Annotated in this window: 25 protein-coding genes; 19 read left to right on the top strand and 6 right to left on the bottom strand. The window is 69.0% G+C overall.

Translation table 11 applies throughout. The features are described 5' to 3' along the window. Positions 1 to 123: 123 nt before the first annotated feature. The 17 genes from ACG2DA_RS15370 (at position 124) to ACG2DA_RS15450 (ending at position 14,475) form a co-directional block, all read left to right on the top strand. Entirely contained in the window at positions 124 to 1,092 is a 969-nt protein-coding gene (locus tag ACG2DA_RS15370; protein ID WP_395256669.1) for a hypothetical protein, read from the top strand. Further along, on the top strand, positions 1,089 to 1,835 hold the full coding sequence (locus ACG2DA_RS15375; protein WP_395256670.1) for a phage protein Gp36 family protein: 747 nt from the start codon (positions 1,089 to 1,091) through the stop codon (positions 1,833 to 1,835). The genes ACG2DA_RS15370 and ACG2DA_RS15375 overlap by 4 nt, the downstream gene beginning before the upstream one ends. After that, a complete protein-coding gene (locus ACG2DA_RS15380; protein WP_395256671.1) occupies positions 1,832 to 2,320 on the top strand; it encodes a helix-turn-helix domain-containing protein in 489 nt (162 codons plus the stop codon). The genes ACG2DA_RS15375 and ACG2DA_RS15380 overlap by 4 nt, the downstream gene beginning before the upstream one ends. Beyond that, positions 2,313 to 3,788: a terminase large subunit domain-containing protein gene (locus tag ACG2DA_RS15385; protein ID WP_395256672.1), complete on the top strand. Its 1,476-nt coding sequence runs from the start codon at positions 2,313 to 2,315 to the stop codon at positions 3,786 to 3,788. The genes ACG2DA_RS15380 and ACG2DA_RS15385 overlap by 8 nt, the downstream gene beginning before the upstream one ends. Before the next feature lie 3 nt (positions 3,789 to 3,791). Beyond that, complete coding sequence (locus tag ACG2DA_RS15390; RefSeq protein ID WP_395256673.1) at positions 3,792 to 5,906, top strand: hypothetical protein; 2,115 nt, start codon at positions 3,792 to 3,794, stop codon at positions 5,904 to 5,906. Next, entirely contained in the window at positions 5,893 to 6,171 is a 279-nt protein-coding gene (locus ACG2DA_RS15395; protein WP_395256674.1) for a hypothetical protein, read from the top strand. Before ACG2DA_RS15390 ends, ACG2DA_RS15395 begins: the two co-directional genes overlap by 14 nt. Before the next feature lie 78 nt (positions 6,172 to 6,249). After that, positions 6,250 to 6,627 (top strand): hypothetical protein, encoded by a 378-nt coding sequence (locus tag ACG2DA_RS15400; RefSeq protein WP_395256675.1) that lies wholly within the window; start codon positions 6,250 to 6,252, stop codon positions 6,625 to 6,627. A gap of 113 nt (positions 6,628 to 6,740) precedes the next feature. Next, positions 6,741 to 7,892, top strand: coding sequence for a hypothetical protein (locus ACG2DA_RS15405; protein ID WP_395256676.1), 1,152 nt, complete (start codon positions 6,741 to 6,743; stop codon positions 7,890 to 7,892). Positions 7,893 to 7,941: 49 nt separating this feature from the next. Continuing rightward, positions 7,942 to 8,559: a hypothetical protein gene (locus tag ACG2DA_RS15410; protein ID WP_395256677.1), complete on the top strand. Its 618-nt coding sequence runs from the start codon at positions 7,942 to 7,944 to the stop codon at positions 8,557 to 8,559. 50 nt (positions 8,560 to 8,609) lie between these two features. Next, the gene (locus ACG2DA_RS15415; protein ID WP_395256678.1) at positions 8,610 to 9,734 is read left to right on the top strand and encodes a major capsid protein; all 1,125 of its coding nucleotides are present in this window, start codon (positions 8,610 to 8,612) and stop codon (positions 9,732 to 9,734) included. 77 nt (positions 9,735 to 9,811) lie between these two features. Beyond that, positions 9,812 to 10,087 carry a hypothetical protein gene (locus ACG2DA_RS15420; RefSeq protein WP_395256679.1) on the top strand — a complete coding sequence of 92 codons (276 nt, stop codon included), beginning with the start codon at positions 9,812 to 9,814 and terminating at the stop codon, positions 10,085 to 10,087. Between the two features lies 1 nt (position 10,088). Beyond that, positions 10,089 to 10,562, top strand: coding sequence for a hypothetical protein (locus ACG2DA_RS15425; protein WP_395256680.1), 474 nt, complete (start codon positions 10,089 to 10,091; stop codon positions 10,560 to 10,562). A 12-nt stretch (positions 10,563 to 10,574) separates the two neighbouring features. Continuing rightward, positions 10,575 to 11,594 carry a phage tail tube protein gene (locus ACG2DA_RS15430; RefSeq protein WP_395256681.1) on the top strand — a complete coding sequence of 340 codons (1,020 nt, stop codon included), beginning with the start codon at positions 10,575 to 10,577 and terminating at the stop codon, positions 11,592 to 11,594. Between the two features lie 77 nt (positions 11,595 to 11,671). Beyond that, entirely contained in the window at positions 11,672 to 12,055 is a 384-nt protein-coding gene (locus tag ACG2DA_RS15435) for a hypothetical protein (protein WP_395256682.1), read from the top strand. Then, positions 12,055 to 12,468 (top strand): hypothetical protein, encoded by a 414-nt coding sequence (locus ACG2DA_RS15440; RefSeq protein ID WP_395256683.1) that lies wholly within the window; start codon positions 12,055 to 12,057, stop codon positions 12,466 to 12,468. The genes ACG2DA_RS15435 and ACG2DA_RS15440 overlap by 1 nt, the downstream gene beginning before the upstream one ends. Before the next feature lie 29 nt (positions 12,469 to 12,497). After that, positions 12,498 to 12,656, top strand: coding sequence for a hypothetical protein (locus ACG2DA_RS15445; RefSeq protein ID WP_395256684.1), 159 nt, complete (start codon positions 12,498 to 12,500; stop codon positions 12,654 to 12,656). Positions 12,657 to 12,660: 4 nt separating this feature from the next. Beyond that, positions 12,661 to 14,475, top strand: a complete 1,815-nt coding sequence (locus ACG2DA_RS15450; RefSeq protein ID WP_395256685.1) for a hypothetical protein — start codon at positions 12,661 to 12,663, stop codon at positions 14,473 to 14,475. On the opposite strand, the gene ACG2DA_RS15455 is transcribed toward ACG2DA_RS15450, so the two are convergent. From ACG2DA_RS15455 to ACG2DA_RS15475, 5 genes are all read right to left on the bottom strand, one after another. Continuing rightward, positions 14,472 to 14,747: a hypothetical protein gene (locus ACG2DA_RS15455; protein WP_395256686.1), complete on the bottom strand. Its 276-nt coding sequence runs from the start codon at positions 14,745 to 14,747 to the stop codon at positions 14,472 to 14,474. The two genes, ACG2DA_RS15450 and ACG2DA_RS15455, sit on opposite strands and share 4 nt — an antisense overlap. 43 nt (positions 14,748 to 14,790) lie before the next feature. Next, the gene (locus ACG2DA_RS15460) at positions 14,791 to 15,306 is read right to left on the bottom strand and encodes an HNH endonuclease signature motif containing protein (RefSeq protein WP_395256687.1); all 516 of its coding nucleotides are present in this window, start codon (positions 15,304 to 15,306) and stop codon (positions 14,791 to 14,793) included. Further along, positions 15,303 to 15,998: an HNH endonuclease gene (locus ACG2DA_RS15465; RefSeq protein WP_395256688.1), complete on the bottom strand. Its 696-nt coding sequence runs from the start codon at positions 15,996 to 15,998 to the stop codon at positions 15,303 to 15,305. The genes ACG2DA_RS15460 and ACG2DA_RS15465 overlap by 4 nt, the downstream gene beginning before the upstream one ends. A gap of 76 nt (positions 15,999 to 16,074) precedes the next feature. Next, on the bottom strand, positions 16,075 to 16,467 hold the full coding sequence (locus ACG2DA_RS15470) for a hypothetical protein (RefSeq protein WP_395256689.1): 393 nt from the start codon (positions 16,465 to 16,467) through the stop codon (positions 16,075 to 16,077). Positions 16,468 to 16,571: 104 nt separating this feature from the next. Continuing rightward, entirely contained in the window at positions 16,572 to 16,835 is a 264-nt protein-coding gene (locus ACG2DA_RS15475; RefSeq protein WP_395256690.1) for a hypothetical protein, read from the bottom strand. A 185-nt stretch (positions 16,836 to 17,020) separates the two neighbouring features. On the opposite strand from ACG2DA_RS15475, the gene ACG2DA_RS15480 reads away from it, so the two are divergent. Next, on the top strand, positions 17,021 to 17,251 hold the full coding sequence (locus ACG2DA_RS15480) for a hypothetical protein (protein WP_395256691.1): 231 nt from the start codon (positions 17,021 to 17,023) through the stop codon (positions 17,249 to 17,251). Here ACG2DA_RS15480 and ACG2DA_RS15485 read toward each other — a convergent pair. Further along, the gene (locus tag ACG2DA_RS15485; protein WP_395256692.1) at positions 17,235 to 17,471 is read right to left on the bottom strand and encodes a helix-turn-helix domain-containing protein; all 237 of its coding nucleotides are present in this window, start codon (positions 17,469 to 17,471) and stop codon (positions 17,235 to 17,237) included. The genes ACG2DA_RS15480 and ACG2DA_RS15485 overlap by 17 nt on opposite strands. Before the next feature lie 175 nt (positions 17,472 to 17,646). Here ACG2DA_RS15485 and ACG2DA_RS15490 point away from each other — a divergent pair. Then, positions 17,647 to 18,023: hypothetical protein (locus ACG2DA_RS15490; RefSeq protein ID WP_395256693.1), on the top strand; the 377-nt coding region annotated here is incomplete at its 3' end.

The following is an 18,023-nucleotide window of genomic DNA, read 5'->3' on the forward strand; positions in this document are numbered from 1 at the left end:
GAACGGACGCAGCTTTACAACGGCGGGGCGGGCCTGTCGTACGCCGAACTCGCGGGCGGAACCGCCCCGTCCCTCTCCGTCCCCCTCTCCGTCGACCTTTCTGTCCCGCTGGGGGTGCGCTAGATGCAGTCGCTCACGAATCAATCCGCGTTCGCCGGCACGCTGTCCGCCGGGGCGTCGGCCACCGAGGTCTACCTGAGCCCGGCCGCGGGGTCGGCGGGGCTGACGGTCGAGGTCGAGGTCGAGCTGTCGAGCGTGACCGCCGCCACGGAGATCAGTTACGTCGCGTCGGTCGTCTCCGGCGGCAACGACTATCCGATTCTGCCAAACGGTTCGGGCAGCATCACGGTCTCGGGGACCCGGGCGTCTCTCGCCTTCGGCCCGAGGACGCTAAAGACCGGGCAGCAACTGAAGATCACGCTGGACAACCCCGGGGCGTCGGCGATCACGGTCGTCTCGTCCTCGCGGGATCTGGCGGCGGTGAACGTGGCGAGCTACGCCAACGGGGAGGCCCCGCTGAAGCCGGCGGTCGCGGGGCGGACGCTCTCCGTGGACGCCAGCGGTCGCACGGACCTCGGAGCGGTGGGCGGCACGGCGGTGAGCGGCCCGGCCGACCTGAAGGCGACGGGGTTCAGCACGCACAACGCCGCGGATGTCGTCACCACTTTCCGAACGGCGCTGTTCGGCTTGGCGACGTTCGAGGACCGAATCAACACGCTGCCGGCTTCGGGGACGGTCCCGACGGCGAACGCCCTGCCGCCCCGCTTCGAGCAACTGCTCATCGAAGACGGCACCGGGCACGTGACCGCGGGCAACATGCGGGGAACGGACGGGGCGAACACGGCCACGCCGCTGGACGCCGCCGGGGTCCGGGCCGCCCTCGGGTTCGCCGCCGCCGACGCGGACGCGCAACTCGACGCGATTCTCGCCGCCGCCAAATCGGTCCTATTGGTGACGGAGGACGGCTCCGGCAACAGCCAGATCGTCTGCTTCGCCGGCCCGGCCGTCGGTCAGTCCGCCCCGCTGCTGGACGCCGCGGACGCGGCCGTGACCGACCCGACCCTCGCCGTGAAAGTGGGGACGCCGGCGTGAGCGGATTCGCCCTGAACTACGCCCCGGGCTACGCGGTCGCGGAAGACCTCACGCTCCCGACCCTGCCGTCCTCGGTCTACGTCGACCAAGCGATCCCCCTCTCCGCCTCCGGCGGCACGGCCCCCTACGTCTACACGGTGGACGGCACGGTCGTGACGAGCCCGTGGACGCCCGCCGCCGCGGGCTCCTACGTCCTGCGGGCCGCGGACGCCGCGGGCGCGGAAACCGACCCGCAGACGGTGACGGTCTACGCCTACCTGCCGAGCGACGGCACCCCGGTCTACGCCGCTCGTTCCGACGTGCAAAAGCGCCTCAGCGCCTCCGGCTACAAATGGATTTCCGACCGGGACCGCAGCGGCACGGTCAGTGAGGATGAACTCGCCGAAGTGATCGATCCAGCCCTCGGATACGCTTCGTCTCGGATCGACTACTACGTCTCTCACTTAGCGACGCCCGAAGTCGCCCGCGAGGCCGGTAGCGGACTGCTTCGTGATCTGGCGACAGATATCGCCGCCTACCGCGTGGTGACGCAGGGGGGGAGAGGCGGGTACGACCAACTCAAAGATCCGCACGACGAGGCTCTCGCGTTCCTCCGGGTCCTGCATGACGAGGAGAAGCCGATTCCGGGGTTGCCGGATGCCGTCAATCCGATTGGGCCGGAAGACGCCCGACCGCGGTCCCGTGGCGTGCAAACGCTCAATATGCACCCCGCCCTACCGCGGCGGCACGGAGGTCGGAGATGAGCGATATTCCGGACAAAACGGACACCCGCGCGAAGGGCCGCCCCGAGCGGTTCCGGGTTTCCCAAGTCGCTGGAGCGATACAAGCGGCCGGCGGCGTGCTGACCGACGCGGCGGAAGCCCTCGGGTGTAGCCGCTCGACAGTGTACGAGTACCTAAATCGATACCCTGAACTCAGGGCCGTTTACGACGACTGCAACGAAGCGTCTCTGGACGTGGCGGAGTCCGGACTCGCCGCGTTTATCAACGGCGCTCTGCCGGGGGGCGACGGAGAACCGCAGGCCGTTGACCCGCGACTCCGGTTGGACGCGATCAAGTTTTATCTCCGCACGAAAGGCAAGGCCCGCGGCTACGGCGACGCCCTCGAACTGTCCGGGGCCGTGGGGCTGGCGAAACTGAGCGACGCGGAACTGGCGGAACACGCCGCCCGCCTGGGCGTCCGTCGACCCTCCACCGACGACCTGGAATCCGGGGGCGACGATGGGTGACCTCCGCGCCGCCGTCGCCGCCGGCTGCGCGATGGCCGACCGCGACTCTTCGCAATCGCTTTCGCGGTTCCTTTCGTGGGCGTGCATCGACTGCCGGCCGAACCCCGCCCCATTCGGGGACGTGCGGGAGCCGTGGCAGGCGGCGGACCTTCGCCCGTACATTCCAGCGATCGAAGCCGCGTGCGGGCTCCGTCCTCCGATCGACGGACCCCGCCGGTTCTGGCGGACCCGCCCCCGCGGCCACTTCAAGACGGGCGAGATCGCCCTCTTGATGTGTTGGCTGCTGAAGTACGCCCCCCGCCCGGTTCACTGTATCAGCGCCGCGGCGGACAAGGATCAGGCCCGACTCGTTCGGGACATGATGGAGCGGCTGTGCGAACTGAACCCGTGGTTCGGGGATGCCCTGACGATCAACCGCTACGACGCCCGCGGCCCGGGAGGGACGCTGGAAATCTTATCGTCGGACGTGGGCAGTTCGTCGGGCCTGTTGGCGGACGTGATTGTCTTCGACGAGCTGACGTGGTGGCCGCGGCGGGACCTGTTCGACGTGCTGCTCTCCGGCATGATCAAGCTCCCGCAGTCGGTCCTGCTGGCGATCACGAACGCCGGCGTCCGCGGATCGTGGCAGCATGAGGTGCTGAAGCTCGCCCAGTCCTCTCCGATGTGGGACGTGCGGGAGACGCCCGTCGGCGTGCGCCCGGCGTCGTGGCAGTCGGACGAGGAAGTCGCCGCGGACCGGGCGATGATGACACGCGGCACCGCGATGCGGGTGTACGACAACCGATGGACCGACGAATCCGACGCTCCGCTAATGCCGTCGGACCTGACGGCCGCGGTCAGCGTCCCGCCGTCCGCCTGTCTGTGGCCCGACCCGTTCCGGCCTCCGTCCGGGCCACGCAACTTGCTTGTGGGGATCGACATCGGCCTCACGCACGATGCGACCGCGGCGTGGTGCTTGGAACGGGTCGCCCCCCGCACCTACGTCACCCGGGCGCTCGTCGTGATGCAGGGCGTCCCGCTCGCCGAACAGGAGCGGCGCCTGGTCGAACTCCTGACCGCGTGGGACCGCCGGCTGTCCGCCGGGAAGGTCGACATGGGCAGCGTGGGCCGGCAACTCGCGGACGCGCTGGCGGCGAAGTTCCGCCGGATGGAAACCGTTTCCTGCTCGTCGGCGTGGCAGGGTCGATCCGCCGCCGCCGTGCAACTCGCGGCGACCGAACGCCGTCTGACGGTCCCGGGTCTCGAAACCGGTGGCGCCGACCCTGTGTTGGTCGCCGACTTCGGCGCCGTGAACCAGACCGGGGAACTGCCGGACGGGTCGCCCCGCGTGGAAACCGCCCGGGGGGAACACGGCCACGCGGACCGTTTCTGGGGTCTGGCGTTGGCGATCGACGCGGACGCGAAGCCGGCCGCCCCGCCGGCCCGCGGGGCGAGACTGGGGCCGCGCCGCAACACCGGGAGCCGATAACGAATGAATGCACCGAACACTCCCGCCCGGGGCGTCCGGGCCGACGCCGCCGCCGTCCGCGCCGCCCTCGCCCGTAAAGCGACGAAGGAGGCCGCGGACGCGGCCGAACTCGCCGACAAGATCGAGGAGGACTACCAGTTCGCGTTCGTGAAGCGGGTCCTGCTCGCCCATCTGTCCGTCGCTCCGGTGACGTGCGGAGCCGCCCCCGAACGGCAGTCCGACCCCCGCGCCGCCGACCTGGCGACGTGGCTGATCGACCTCTGGCACCGCTGCTTGCCGCAGATCGCCGCCGCCTACGGGACGGGCCGGTCGGCGTTCGCGGTAGAGTGGGCGTACGACCCCAAAACGAACCTGCACCGCCCTAAATTGCACGCGATCCCGTTCGGGGAGTCCGCACCGAAGTGGAACCCGGAGACGGGCGAGTTCGAGGGGATCGCAGTGGGCAAAGATCTCGTCCTGCCGCCGGGCCGGTGCTGGCACTGCCCAACGGACGCCGACGCCCTGCACCCGCACGGGCGAAGCCGCTACCTCGGCGCCGCCCGTAAGGAGTGGGAACGGCGGGGTTCGCTGTTCGAGCTATGGGAAGAGCACGTCGAACACTTCGCCCTTCGCGGCGGCGTCGCCTACGGCCCCGGGGTCGGGGTTGGGCCGGACGGGGAGGAAATCGACCTCGCCGCGAACATGCAGCAGGCCCACGCGATGCGGCGGCCGGGCTCCCTGCTGTACGTCGAGGGGGAACGGGACGGGAACGGCCGGTTCCCGCAGGAGTTCGTGGAGCCGCCGACGCTCGACCCGCCGGCCCCCCTGGACGCCGCCCTCGGCGAATCCGATATTCGCGTCCTGCGTTCGCAGGGCCTTTCCGAGCTTTCCGTCCAACAAACCGGCGACCTCGGCAGCTACGCACTGGCGGTTGTGCACCGGCTCGTCACGGTCAGCGTGGTCTACGAACTGGCGGGGCAGTGGGGCGGGGGGTTCGGGAGGTACGTGTGCGAACCGGCCGCGAAGCACAACTTCGGCGACGCCAAGGCGGTCCTGTTCGACACGCCGCGGCTGACTGAACTGCCGGACTCGACGGTCGGCGAACTGGCGAAAGCGGTTCTCGCCCAGCCGACGCTCTCGCCGGTCGCCGCGGCGGTCGACCTGCGGCGCCTGTTAGAGTCCGGCGGCGTGCCGGTCGGGGACGACTTCGAGGACCGACTGTCGGAGGCGGTCGCGGCTCAGACTCGGCTCACGCTGGGCGGGCGTAGTACAGAGGGGGCTGGGCCGAGCGCCGCCGCAATGGCGGACGACGACCCCGGCGACTTCGCTCCGCCGCCGGGCCTGCCGCACCCGGACGAGTTCGCGGACGTGGTCGAAGCGGAACTGGCGGACCTCTACGGCCGCGCCGCCGCTCTCTATACCCGGCACGGGTGGCCGACGCCCGAGGTGCGAAAACTGATCGAGCAGGCCGAACGACTCGCGGCCGACGCCGCCGAAGCCGCGGACCTACTCGGTCGCGCCGCCGTTGCGGTCCCGCCTGAAACGCTCTCCGGGTTCCCGTACCGCCTGCCGTCCGAGGTCTCGATGGCCGACGACGGACCTGTCTCTCGCTGGGCGTGGGTCGCCCGGGTCAGGGCGTGGCTGGGGGACCGGGGCTTGCCGTTCGGGGCGACCCGGCCCGATCCGGAGGCTGCCGCGAAGTCGTCTGCGGCTGGCGTGCTGGCCTCCCTCCGCGAATCCGCGGCGTCGGCCCTGTCGTCCGCCGGCGACGCGACGGAACGACTCAGGGATGCCATGCGGGGGCCGATCGCGGACGCCCGTCAGCGGCTGCGGGACGGGACGCGGCGGGCCTACCTCGCCGGGCGCGACGCGACGCTCACGGTGCCGCGGGTTGCGGCCCTGTACCCCTATGACGAGTTCCGCACTCAGCACGACTCCCGGGTCCGCCGGGAGCACCGGCCGCTTGACGGTCTGATCGTCAAGCGGGGCACGCCGGAGCACGCGACGGCTCTGCGGGCTCTGGCGGATCACAACTGCCGGTGCGAAGTGAAAACCGTCCGGGCGTCGGCCGCGACCGGCCGCAACGTCGTGGGTGAGAACGCGGCCCTGCCTTCGGAGATTGCGAATGCGTACGGCTGAGACGACCGGGAAGGCGATCCGCCCGATCTACCCGCCGCGGCCGGACCCGGTCGCGTTGGCCTACGGCTACCCGGCTCCGCTCATGTGCCCGGTTCACGGGATCGCCTTGACTCGGTACACGACCCGCGGGGACCGCTCGCAGCGGTACTATAAGTGCGAGTTTCCGGGGTGCCGGTGCCGCGGGTCCGAGTCGGTCAACGTCCCGCGGACTCCGGCCGCCCGAGACGCGATCCGGGCGAAACTCGGTCTGGGCGAGGAAGAATAGCGGCCGACTTAGCCGCGTCGGGCTACCGGCGACGCTGCGGGGATTCCCGGTCGGGGTTTCATCCTTGATTCTAGGGGCATGGCTACCGAATCGCCCCGCTACCGCGACCTCCCCGCCTCGCGCGAGTTCACGCTGGACGGCGAGCGGTTTCGCAAAATCAACGCCGGCATTTATTGCGACGCCGACGATCCCGCCATCGTCCACCCCGCCGGCCCCGGCAATTTTCGCGTCGAAGTCGACGCTGAACCCGAGGCCGTTGACGAGCTTGAGCAGACGACCGCCGAGCGGTTAGACGCCCGCTACACCGTGAAGCAACTCCGGCGAGTGGCGGAGTTCTACGAACTGGAATACGACGGTCTCAAGAAGGCCGAACTGTGCGAGACGATCGCCGAAGCTTTGGGCGAGAGCGTCCCGCCCGACGCCGATCTCGACACGATCGCTGGGGACCGCGACTGATGCCGGCCCCCGTCGTTCTCGACCTCGGTCACGACCTCCCGGTTCCCGAGCCGCCGGAGGGGTTGTTCGGTCCGCCCCGGTTCACTCCGGAGCAGCAGGCTGAGAATCCCGACATGCCTCTCACTCGCGTGGTGAAGGACGTGATCCGGGTCGGCACCTACCGGGTGCGGGACGAGGCGAACGGCGGACGAGAGCTGGACTGGACCGTCACCGAGCCGCTGCTGACCGCTCTCGCCGACGCCCACAAGACGGCCCGTTCCCGCGGTTTCGCCACAGTGTTGGGGAAAACGCACGGCGACCCGCAGACCCGGTTGATCCACCCGGACGACCAGATCGGCAACGTCGGCGACATGGCGGTGGCGGACGGGACGCTTTGGATGAGCGCCTACGTCACGCCGGCGGAAGCGAAGCGGCTCGCCAACCCGTCGATGAAGGTTTCCCCGTACATCCTCGCCGGGAAGGCGGATACCGGGGGCCATGTCTATCCGGCCCGCGCCTGGCATGTCGCCGTTACCGACAACCCCCGCGTCTACGGCCAAGGTCCGTTCCGTATCGCTCTCTCCGACCCCGCGACGAACCGCGAAGTCCCCATGACCGTCGAAAATGCCGCCCCGCTGTTCGCCGTCGCTCTCGCCGACGAGCCGCCGACTGACGCCCCCGAGAGCGACGCCCCGGCCGATTCCGGCGCCGGCACGAAGCTATCCGGCGCCGGCGCCGCCCCGGCTGTGAAGCTGTTCAAAGACATCTTCGAGTACCTGGGGCTCCCGCTGCCCGCGAAGGTCGATGAGTCCAACGTGCTCGAGTGGGCACAGGACCGGCTCGAGATGGTGAAAGCCCGGGAGACGACGCCCGCCGCCGAGGTCGTGGAGGACGGAGCCTCGGCTGCCGTGCCGATGAGCCACGGACTCAAGCCCGACGCGGCCAAGGACCGCGAAATCGCCGACCTCAAGGCGGAACTCGCCGCCCGTGATCAAGAGCGGGCCGCCGAGAAGCAACAGGCGTTCGCCCTTGCATTGGACTACCAGTGCGAGACGGGCGCGATGACCGCCGCCGAGCGTCAGACGTGGCAGCGGGTCGGCGAGAAGACCGGCTTCGACCTGTCCTTGCTGCCGGGCCGGTCCGCCGGCGCCGCCCTGGCGATGGGCGACCCGCTCAAACAGCGCCGCGACGGGTCCGCCCCGTCGGTGTCGAAGCCGTCCGCCGGGCAGCCCACGCAGGAAGAAGTGGACGCCTACATCGAGGCCCGCTTCGGCAAGGCCGCCTGACCCCTCCCGCCGCACGCCCCCCCGACTCTCCCGCTAAAGCCCCACGACGATGCCCGGATACACCGAACGGACCGCCGACGCCGGCCGCGTCATCCTCTACTCCGCGGTCAAGGACCCGGCCTCCATCTACCCGCCCGGCGGGGTCCAGATGGACCCGGATAACAGTTACTTCCAGGGCGAGAAGGTGATCCCGGCCGGTACGCCGGTTTACCGGCAGTCGTCCGGCTTGCACCGCCCCTGGGTCGCCGCGACGGCGGACGGGGCCGGCACGTCCTCCACCGCCCTGACGGTCGACGACGCGAGCGGCTACGCCGTGGGCGACGCGATCTACGTCGGCAGCACGGCGACGACCGTGTCCGCGGTCGACTACGGCACCAACGTTATCACGCTCGCCGCCGCGGCGACATGGACCGACGGGGCGGCGATCCACCCGAGCAACGGCTACGCCGCTGCCAACCCGGTTGTCGGCATCGTCTCCGATGAGTTTGGCGTGGACCTGTCCGCCGACCGGCTGCGTGACGACGACACCGCCCGCATTCAGGTCGCAGGCCCCGTGAAGGCGTGGATGGTCTACGGCTTCGACGCCCTGAAGACCTCCATCGACGCTGGCGACCAGCCGCTCATCGACGAGTTGACCTTCTGGCAGCGCGGCTACCGCGTCGCCTGACCCGACCCCGCGTAACCGCACTTCCCGACCCGCCCTAGACGGACGAACCGATGGCCCTTTCGATCTGGCAACTTTTCGCCAGCAATGCGCTGACCGCCCGGTACGGGGCGACCAGTCGCGGTTTCCAGTCCAACCCCCTCTACGATGCCTACCGGGTCGGAACCCCGGCTCGGTTCGAGGAGGATCAGGTCCGCGTGCTGGACGTGTCGTCCATCGGCGAGCCGGCCCCGCTGAACAACGCGGGTCAGCCGGCCCGGGTGCTGGACCTGGTCGGGGCGGGCGACCGCACCCTGACGGCGTACCGGGCGTTCAACGTGATCCCGATCCAAGGGCTCACGTTGGATCTGCTCGCCAGTTTTGACCCGAACCGGCCCCGCGACCCCTCCCCAGTGGAGGCGGCCGTCCAGCGGCAGGCGGAGGGGATGCTGGACATCCAGATGCGGCACTTCGCCCGGCGTCACGTGCTGGCGAAGCAGTTGTTCGTCGCCAAGACGCTGACCTCCGGCGCGATCTATATCGGCGAGGGCGGCCAGATTCTGGAATCCGACACCGGCGCCGTGCAGACGCTCCCGACCGGCATCCCGGCCGCGAACATGGGCGGCGACTACGTCGGCACCGTTTGGACCGACAGCAGCAGCACGCCGCTGGACGACCTCGACGCGATGAACGACGCGGCGGAGAGCGCGGGCGTCGCTCCGCTGCGGCACGTCTGGCTGCACACCTCCCTGAAGTCCAGCATCCGCGCCAACACGCAGATGAAGGAGTTCTTCACGGGCGGTACGAATAACGGGCAGGACGCCGAGTTCGGCCGGGCGGTTCGGTCCGGGGACATGGTGCAGGTCGGCGAGTACACCTTCCACTTCTACGGCGGGACGTACACCGCGGCGGACGGCACCCGGAAGCCGTTCATCCCGACGACCAAGGCGATCGTGACTCCCGACCCGCAGGACGGGGAGTGGGTGGTCCACGGGGACTGCAAGACGCCGGTGCCGAGCGAGACCGGCGTGTACGGCGACCTCGCCGCAGCCCTGAACACGCTGCGGCCGGAGTACGGCGATTTCAGCTACGTCGCCACCCAGCACAACGTGACCGGGGTGCAGGTGTTCGCCGGGTTCGCCGAGGTGTTCGGCCTGGCGGCCCCGGAGAGCGTCTACGTGCCGACGATCGCGGCCTGAGACTAAGTCGATCCGCAAGCCCCCGTTCGCCGCGAGCGGGCGGGGGCTTTTTTCTAGCCCGACGTTCCGAGACCGACATGGCCGATGAGCCCGCCGCCGAGGTGCCGCCTGTGGAGTTCGCCGATTTGGCGAAGGGGCAGCGGTTCACGCTCCGGAGGAAGGAGTACAAGAAGCACTCCGATGCCGTGCCCGCCACAGAGACGGAAGACGCTAAGCCCGCTCTGTGCGAGAACCGCCACGGCGATCTGGTTCCGATCCACCCCCCGACGTTGGTGGTGGCGGCGGCGGACGTGAAGGCCGTGAAGAAAGACGCCAAGCCGAAGGCTGGGAACGACGCCGACGGGGGCGGGTGACATGATCACGGCGCCCCAATACGGCGAAGTCTTGGATGCTCTTGTCGCGGCGATCGAGTCGTCTGCCGCGGACATCCTCCCGCCGCACTGTCCGGAGTGGCGGCTGGTGACGGCGTACCGCTGCTTCGCCCCGTACAACGACCCGACGGCCTTGCCGGGGGAATGGGGGGCCGGCGATCTGCCCGGCTGCGCGGTCGAATTCGCTCGGGCGGACCACCAGTTCGAGGCCAGCCCGTCGATGCGAGCCCGGACCGCCGTGCGGGTGACCGTGCGGCTCCCGGACAGGGACCAGCCGGGAGCGCTGGAGGTCGGCGGCAGGCTGGCGAAGGTCGTCGGCGACAACACGCCGTCTCCAGTGCCGGCCCGGTTCTACTCGCTCTCCTCGCAGACCGCCGAGATCGGCGGCACGGACGAGGACCCGCTGACGGAGGCCGTCGTCACCTTCCCCCTCGATATCCCGTACACGCTCCGCTGAGAGACTGGACCGATGGCGTACATTCAAAACGAGTTCTCGCACCTCGCACTGTATAGCGAGGCCAGTAGCGAATGGGGCAACGTTCCTTCCCCGGACGCGGGCGAAGTAGGCGGGCCGGTTCTCGTCCCGGTGCCGTTCGATCAGTACGAGGTCCGGCTGACGCCGGAGAATCGCGTCGGCGACAGCATGGTGGGTCTCCTTCAGGATACCTATAGCCGCAACTGGCGTTCTTCGCTCTCCGGCTCGCTGACGGCGCCGCTGCTGGGATACCACCCGACCGGGCTGACAGTCAGCCTCGCCCAGTACCTGCTTGCGTGGGGGCTGGCGACGCCGGCCGGCGACCTCGCCGAAGCCGCCGACCTTCCCTCGAAAGGGGCGATCTTCGACGTCGGGGCGTCGTCCGAACTCGCCAAGCGGCATGTCGGCCTCAAGCCCTCCAGCGTGTCGCTCAACGGGACGGAGGCCGACGGCATTTCGGTTTCGATCGAACTGCTCGGCAAGGACGAAGTGGACGGCCCCGCGTCCCCCGAACCGCCCGCCGACGACGTGGGGGACGTGCTCCTGACCCGTTTCGAATACGCCGACGTGACCTTCAAGCTCGGCCCGAAGGGCGGCACGCTGGCGACGGTCTGCACCGAGCAGTTCGGGTTGAGCGCGTCGCTGAACCCCGTGACGGCGTACTGCGGGGGGCGTCGGCTTTCGGTCATCAAACCCGGCCGGCGGCAGACGCAGCTCAGCGTGACGCTTCTGGAGGACGACGAACAGGCCCTCATCTGGGACGACATCCGCCGCTCCGCCGACGCCGCCGGGCAGTCGGAATACGCCGCCGAGATCGTCGCGTCGGCGACCCATAACGGCAGCGGGGCGTCCGGCACTTCGACCCGCCTGACGTTCACTTTGCCGAGGCTCGTCTACACCGGGCATTCGGAGAACCGCGGGCGGGGCGAACTGCAAAAGGCCCCGCTGACCTTCAACGTTTTGAAGCCCGCAGACACCCGCCATGCGGTGAACCTGGCGGCGGCCCTCGTTTGATGGCCGGCTCCCGCATCACGCTCTCAGGACTGCTCTCCCGAGGGCCGGAAGGGCTGGTAGAACGGTTACGGGGCAACGTGCAGCCGCACCTCCGAGAAGCCGGCCTCGCCCTGCTCGACGAGTGGCGTCAGCACTACGACGAGAAGAGCCGGGGGGGCGGCGGGAGTGACGGCCGCCGCTGGGAACCGCTCACGGCGGAGTACGCCGCCAGGAAGGCCAAGAACGGACTCAGCCCGCGGCTGGGGATGGCGACCGGGAGGCTCCGGCGGTCCTTCACCGTCGCGGGGAACAGGAACGTCGTCACGACCACCCGCCGCACCGTCCGCGTCCGGCCCGGTGACAACGTGCCGTACGCCCGCTTCTTCGACAAACGCCGCCCGCTGCGGCCCGACCGACTGCCCCGGGCGTGGGCCGACGCCGCCGCCCGCCGATTCTTTTCCTCGCTGCTGAGAGGCCGCTAATGCTGATTCTCGAACAGGCCGCCAAAGACTCCGAACGCTGGGAAGAGGTCATCCCGGCGGAGAAGAACGGCGGCGCCCCGTTCTCCGTGAAACTGCGCGAGCCGACGTACGCCGAACTGTGCCGGGACATCGACACGCCGCGGAATGGGGATTCGACGTTGCAGCGGATTCGCACCGTGGTCGTCGATTGGTCCGGCATCGGCCGGAAGGTCACGGACACCACGGACAAGGACAACCCGGTCGAGAAGATCGAGCCGCTGCCGTTCTCGCAAGACGCCCTCGCCCGGCTTTGCGAGAAGAACCGCGGCGTGTTCATCGCGCTGGTGAACCTGTCGCTCGACCTGTACGTCCAAGACCGGGCGGAGACGGCAAAAAACTTGCCAGAGCCGTCCGGGCAAACCCCCGCCGGCTGAACCGATCCAATCCCGCCGAACGGCTCGTCATGGAGTACCGCCGCCGCCGCAACCTCGCCGCCGTCGCCCGCGAACTCGACATCAAGACCGACGAACTGGAGGCCGGGCCTCACTCCGCCGTAGACGACCTGTTGACCATCCATTTCGAGCACGTCGCCCGGGACATCGAAGCCGCCGCCAAGAGGTAGAGCCATGAACGAACTCCGGGAATCGCTGGTCCTTGACTTTGACGACCGCGCGTCGGCGCCGCTGGCGGATGTCGCCCAGCGGATGGGCGGGTTCGAGAGCCAGACCAAGGCCGCCGACAAGTCCCTCGCTGGCATGTACGCCCGCGCGAAAGAAGCGACCGCCAAGGCGGCGGAACTTGGCAAGGGCGCCGTCGTCGCCGCGACAGGCTTGGAGCGGACGACGCAATCGGCGGACGACCTGCGGGAAAGCATCGACCGGGCGAGCCGGTCCGTGCGTGAGGCGGAAGCGGAGTTGAACGAACTGTCGGCGTCCGACGGCCCCCGCCGGCTGACGAACGAGTTTGACGACCTCTTCGACCGGATCGAACGGGGGCAAACCGAGGTCCGCGAACTTCAATCCCAGCTTGACCGGCTGAACGCCCCCGAGATGGGCGGCGATTACCGGGGCGGCTACGGAGGCGGCGGCGGGCGATTTGAGGAGGGGCTGAACCGTTACGGCGAACTGAAAGGGAAGGTTGACGAGATCGACCAAGCCCTTCAGGCGACGATCAGTTTCTACGGCAAGGCGAAGGAGTCCTACGACGGCAGCCAGTTCGGCGGAATCGCGGCGACGATCTTCGGCATCGGGGAGGCCGCCCGAGAAACGATCCCCATCGTTTCGACACTGGATGACGCGATCGCAGACCTCACCAACAGGGACAAGCCCGGCGGCTGGGGGTGGACGGAGTCTGCCGGAGCATGGTGGGCAGGCGGCGAGAAGACGAACCGCTTTCGGGGCCGCGTAACCGGCGAACAAGAGTGGGCGAAGGAAGAACGTCTACAGCGGGAGGCCGCCGAACTCGCCGCCGAAGCCGCCAAGGAGCGGGCGCGTCAGGCGGACGAAGCGGCGAAGCGCACCGAAGAACTCGCCCGGATCGAGCGGGACTACGCGGAGGAGCAACGGCAGGCCCAGATGGAGGCCCGGGGCGAGTGGGAGGAGCTACACGACGCCCGCCTCCGGCAGATCGAGAAGCAGACCGAACAGGCCGTCGAAGCCGCGGAGACGGAAGCCGAGAAGATCGAAGCCCGCATGCAGGGGGAGCGACGGCTCCGGGCGGAGAACCACCGCGAAGCCATGCGGCAGATCAAGGAGCGTGCCGACGCCGAACGCGACGCCGCCCGGGAAAAGGAGCAGGCGGAGCGAGAAGCGGCCCGCGAAGCGAAGCGGTTAGAGGAGGAGCGGGCTCGGGCGGCGGAGGAGGCCCGCGAACGCGCCCGGCAGGCCGCCGAAGAACGAATCCGTCTCATCGACCGGGAGCGAGACAAGCTCGCCGAGGCGGCCCAGGCGGACCCGTCCGCGGCGGCGGGGCAGATCGCCCAGTTCGGCGGCGAGCGCGGCCGGGCGATGTTCATGCAGAGCGACCGGGCTCAGCGGTACATGGACCGGATCAGCCGGGCTCAGGAGATGGGGCGCCCGACCGAACGCCTCATGGCCCGCCTCAAGAAACTGGCTGACGCGGCGGAGTTCCGGGGACGCCGGCAGGCGGGGCAGGCGCTCGCCCAGGGCCGGGTGAGCGGAGAAGATCTGTCGAAGATTCAGGACATCCTCGCCAAGCGGGCCGCAGCCGAAGCCCAGCGCGAGGTGCAGGCCGGCAGCGGGCGGGTGCAGGCGGCGGAAGCCGCGGCGGAGAAGGCCCGCGCCGCGGCGGACGCGGAGCGGGACCGGTTGAACGAGTCGATCGTGAACCGGCTCGTGCAACTGACCGAGCGAGAGAACGCGGCGGGCAGCGCGAACCGAGACATGAGGACCCGGCTGCAATCCGCGAAGCTGGGCGCCTAAGCCGCCGCGCGACCGATCCAACGTAGAAAAAGGCCGAGCAGCGCGATCGGGATGCCCACCGCCGCCGCGACGACGATCCCCTTCCACTCGAAAGTCAGTAGAAACGCCCCGCCGAACACCACGGCCAAGATGAGCAACCCGTTGCCCATCTGGCGGGAGAACTTCGCCAGCCACGGCACATCGCCAAACCCGGCTGCGCGTTTCGCATGGTAGGTCGCCCACCTGACGGCGTCGGGGGTCGGCGGCGGGTCGTTCGGGTTGGCGGCGGACATGCGGGTACTCCAACGCCCACAACGTCGCGCCGCAACCTTCGGTTCACCCGGCCTCGCGCAGGCGCTCCGTCAGCGCCTCCGGCTCGTACCGCTTCAGAATCTCCTCGGCCCAGTCGCACTTGTCCGTCACCCGCTGGCCGGCAGGCTGGTACTTCGCCCAGAGTTCCAAGTTCTCCGGCCGGTTGTCGTCCCGCAAACCGTTGATGTGATGGACGCTCTCGCCTTTGCGGAGTTTCCGCCCGAGTTTTCGTTCCATAACCACCCGGTGCTCATACCGAACGGGTCCTCCGGCCGTCAGTTGTACGTAGCCGTTGAGTGTGGCTTTCCCTCCCTTCCAGTTCGGATGCTGATTCCCCTTCATTGATCGCAGGGTGTCGCCGCGAAGACAGCCGCACGAACGACAGTGGCCAGTAAGCAGCCGGTTGGCGTAGATCACCCGGACGGTTCCGCATTCGCAACGGCAGCGATATCGAGACTTCGAGTTCGGGCGCTCCGGGTCTCTCCCTAGCACGGTCCAGCGACCAAAGGTTTCGCCCTGAGAGATGCTTTTGCTTCTCATCGCAGTTCCTCGTTAAGCGAGCCGGGACGATGCTTGCGAAGGTAACTCTTCGCCCATTCGACTTGATCGGACACTCGCTGCCCCGGCGGGTGGGAGTGATCCCAGAGTTCTAGATTCTCAATGCAGTTGTCACGCCCGTCGCCGTTCAGATGGTGGACGTGCTCGAACGGCTCTAGACCCCGCCCTAAGTGCTCCTCCATGACGAGGCGGTGCTCTAAGCGTTCCCTGCCACCGGGTAGAGACACGGCCTTGTACTTAGTGACGCCGCCTTTCCAGTTCGCCGAGCCACTACCCGAGTTCGCTTCGATTGTGCGATCTCGCTTGTAGCATCCACAAGACTGGGTGATGCCCCTGCGGAGGCTGTTCGCAGCGGCGATTACCTCTGTTCCGCATTCGCACAGACAATGCCATGCCCGATGCCGCCATTTATCGCGGCCCGCTTTGCGAACGATGGTGAGTCTGCCGTATTGGCCCCCGGGCTGGATTGCCGGCACGCCAGCGAGGTGTTTGCAGCATCCACAACCTTTTGAGGTTCCATCCCCAAGGCCGACAGACCGAACGGTTCGCTCTGTTCCACAATCGCACCGACAAAGCCACCTAGGCCCCTCGCCCGGTCGACTCTCTGCCTGCCTGATGATCGACCAATACCCGAATCGGTCACCGGGCTGGAAGAAATATTTTCGCTTCGCCATCACGCACCTCACACCCTAGGGAACACGGGAACACTCCCCGCCGGCCCGCACGAACGCAAGCCGGCGGGGGAGGGAGTCAGAACTCGTCTTCGCCGCGGTCGTCGCAGGCGTAGGTCACGGCCACGGAGTTCGTCTCCGGCCGCGGGTCGACGCCGGCGATGACGCAGGCGAACCGCCGGCCCCGTTCGCAGACCGGCAGGCGGACGGGCAGGTCGTCGAACCCGAACCTATCAAGGTCGACGGTCAGCGAGACGGAGGACGTCGCCAGCCCGACGCCGGCGCCGCCGCGGACCCGCTTGGCGAGCTGGACGCGGACGTAGGTGCGGAGGTCGGCCCGGCCCTCGCCGGACGGCCAGACGTGGACGGTGGGGGACGTGCCGGCGGCGTCCGCCCCGGCGAGCCCGCGGGAGGGCTCCCGCACGGCGGGGGGGGTCTTGACGACGCGGGATTGAGCGGAGAGAGTCGGCATCGGCCGGCCCCTTTCTGTGGAATGTTCGGGGTTGGTCAGTCCCCCCGGGTGGTCTCACTCACCCGGGGGGACACTTCTCTAAACGTGCGGCGACGCTCGCCGGTTCAAGCGATCACGCCGGAGAACGGCACTCTCGTACAGCCGCGGAACGGCCGGCGGGCCGTCAGAGCCGCGGCGACCTGATCGGGTCCGTAGAACGGCCGCCCGTCGTCGCCGCGGGTCGCGGGCTCAATGCCGTCGAAGGCGTCGGCCGACAGTCCGAAGAGGTGAGCGGCAATTTCGCCGTCCCACAACGCGAGTTCGTAGTGGTCCGCGGGTTCCGTCGCGGGGGCCTGCGTCTTGACGGCAGACCGGGAGCGGTGCAACATGGCGTCGCCTTCCGGTGAGGTTGGTTGATCGGCCCGCGTCTCGTTCCTGCCAGGGAGTGAGGGACGCGGGCCGTTCTGTTTGATCCGGGCGACTGCCCGGGGCGTTCGCCATCTTTCAGAATGTTGAACGCCCGGTCAACCAAGATTCCGAAAGAGTCCCGCGGGCGTCTGCTACACTTCCTTGCGTGACCGACCCCGTGCCGACTGCTGCCGACCTCGCCGAACTGACGGCCGCCGACCTAGTGCGGCGCCTGCGTGCTGACGGCATGACGTGGCCCGCTATGAAGGACGCGACCGGGGCGTCGCTCGGGACACTGCACGGTACCGGCAGCGGCGCCACGATCCCGAATGCGGACCTGTACCGCACGCTGGCGAAACTCTGCCTAGACCGCGGGCTCCTCACCCGGGCGGGGTGATCGCCTCGCCGGGGGAGACGCCCATCAGTGAGGCGAGACGTTCAAGGTCGACCCCTTGAGGCCAACGCTCCCCACGCTCCCAGCCCGCCCAGGTCGTGAAGTGAACCGGCGGGTCCAGTCGCTCGCCGGCCGCACGCTGGGACAGCCCCTCAGCAGCACGCCACGCCTTCAGTCGTGCGGCGAGGGCGGCGGCGGGGGCGGAGACCGTGGGCGAGGGCATGCCGACAGCCTACCTGAGAATCTTTCCGAAGTCTATGCGTTTCGCCTTGCATGGCGTATGCGTTTCGCCTAGACTGTGTGGGTCGGAAAGGCCGACAACGAAAGTGTCCCCCGGGCCGCGTAGGACCGGCCCGGGGGACTGACCGACCCCAACCTCTGACAGAAAGGGCCAGCCGATGGCTACCCTCACCCCCGTGCGTCGCGTCGTCAAGCCCTCTGCTCCGGTCGCGGAGCCCTCCCGCGGCCTCTCCGGCGCCGCTCTCCGCGGCACCTCCCCGACCCGCACCGTCTGGCCCGCGGGTCGCACCGCCTGCCTGCGGACCCAGGTCCGGTACATCGTGGAGTACAAGGTCGAGCAGTTCGTCAAGGAGAACCCGGCCATCCCGGCCGCGAAGGCGACCGACCTGTTCTCCGTGACGGCCGCGTACCGCGTGGCGGAGTTCGAGGGGCAGGACATTCCGACGGAACTCGGGGTGACGGTCGGCGGTCGGCAGTACCGGTGCGAACTGTGCGGCTTCGAGAAGCGGCACGCGCTCGGCGAGAACGTCGCCAA

This window comes from Alienimonas sp. DA493, from assembly GCF_043951915.1.
GTDB lineage: Bacteria > Planctomycetota > Planctomycetia > Planctomycetales > Planctomycetaceae > Alienimonas.

Excerpts from the sequence above, each read along its gene's own strand:
- ACG2DA_RS15485 (WP_395256692.1), bottom strand. The coding sequence starts at position 17,471 with ATGCCCTCGCCCACGGTCTCCGCCCCCGCCGCCGCCCTCGCCGCACGA.
- ACG2DA_RS15380 (WP_395256671.1), top strand. The coding sequence starts at position 1,832 with ATGAGCGATATTCCGGACAAAACGGACACCCGCGCGAAGGGCCGCCCC.
- ACG2DA_RS15475 (WP_395256690.1), bottom strand. The coding sequence starts at position 16,835 with ATGTTGCACCGCTCCCGGTCTGCCGTCAAGACGCAGGCCCCCGCGACG.
- ACG2DA_RS15455 (WP_395256686.1), bottom strand. The coding sequence starts at position 14,747 with ATGTCCGCCGCCAACCCGAACGACCCGCCGCCGACCCCCGACGCCGTC.
- ACG2DA_RS15425 (WP_395256680.1), top strand. The coding sequence starts at position 10,089 with ATGATCACGGCGCCCCAATACGGCGAAGTCTTGGATGCTCTTGTCGCG.
- ACG2DA_RS15400 (WP_395256675.1), top strand. The coding sequence starts at position 6,250 with ATGGCTACCGAATCGCCCCGCTACCGCGACCTCCCCGCCTCGCGCGAG.
- ACG2DA_RS15440 (WP_395256683.1), top strand. The coding sequence starts at position 12,055 with ATGCTGATTCTCGAACAGGCCGCCAAAGACTCCGAACGCTGGGAAGAG.
- ACG2DA_RS15420 (WP_395256679.1), top strand. The coding sequence starts at position 9,812 with ATGGCCGATGAGCCCGCCGCCGAGGTGCCGCCTGTGGAGTTCGCCGAT.
- ACG2DA_RS15370 (WP_395256669.1), top strand. The coding sequence starts at position 124 with ATGCAGTCGCTCACGAATCAATCCGCGTTCGCCGGCACGCTGTCCGCC.
- ACG2DA_RS15385 (WP_395256672.1), top strand. The coding sequence starts at position 2,313 with ATGGGTGACCTCCGCGCCGCCGTCGCCGCCGGCTGCGCGATGGCCGAC.
- ACG2DA_RS15390 (WP_395256673.1), top strand. The coding sequence starts at position 3,792 with ATGAATGCACCGAACACTCCCGCCCGGGGCGTCCGGGCCGACGCCGCC.
- ACG2DA_RS15395 (WP_395256674.1), top strand. The coding sequence starts at position 5,893 with ATGCGTACGGCTGAGACGACCGGGAAGGCGATCCGCCCGATCTACCCG.
- ACG2DA_RS15430 (WP_395256681.1), top strand. The coding sequence starts at position 10,575 with ATGGCGTACATTCAAAACGAGTTCTCGCACCTCGCACTGTATAGCGAG.
- ACG2DA_RS15415 (WP_395256678.1), top strand. The coding sequence starts at position 8,610 with ATGGCCCTTTCGATCTGGCAACTTTTCGCCAGCAATGCGCTGACCGCC.
- ACG2DA_RS15460 (WP_395256687.1), bottom strand. The coding sequence starts at position 15,306 with ATGAGAAGCAAAAGCATCTCTCAGGGCGAAACCTTTGGTCGCTGGACC.
- ACG2DA_RS15450 (WP_395256685.1), top strand. The coding sequence starts at position 12,661 with ATGAACGAACTCCGGGAATCGCTGGTCCTTGACTTTGACGACCGCGCG.
- ACG2DA_RS15405 (WP_395256676.1), top strand. The coding sequence starts at position 6,741 with ATGCCTCTCACTCGCGTGGTGAAGGACGTGATCCGGGTCGGCACCTAC.
- ACG2DA_RS15470 (WP_395256689.1), bottom strand. The coding sequence starts at position 16,467 with ATGCCGACTCTCTCCGCTCAATCCCGCGTCGTCAAGACCCCCCCCGCC.
- ACG2DA_RS15445 (WP_395256684.1), top strand. The coding sequence starts at position 12,498 with ATGGAGTACCGCCGCCGCCGCAACCTCGCCGCCGTCGCCCGCGAACTC.
- ACG2DA_RS15410 (WP_395256677.1), top strand. The coding sequence starts at position 7,942 with ATGCCCGGATACACCGAACGGACCGCCGACGCCGGCCGCGTCATCCTC.
- ACG2DA_RS15465 (WP_395256688.1), bottom strand. The coding sequence starts at position 15,998 with ATGGCGAAGCGAAAATATTTCTTCCAGCCCGGTGACCGATTCGGGTAT.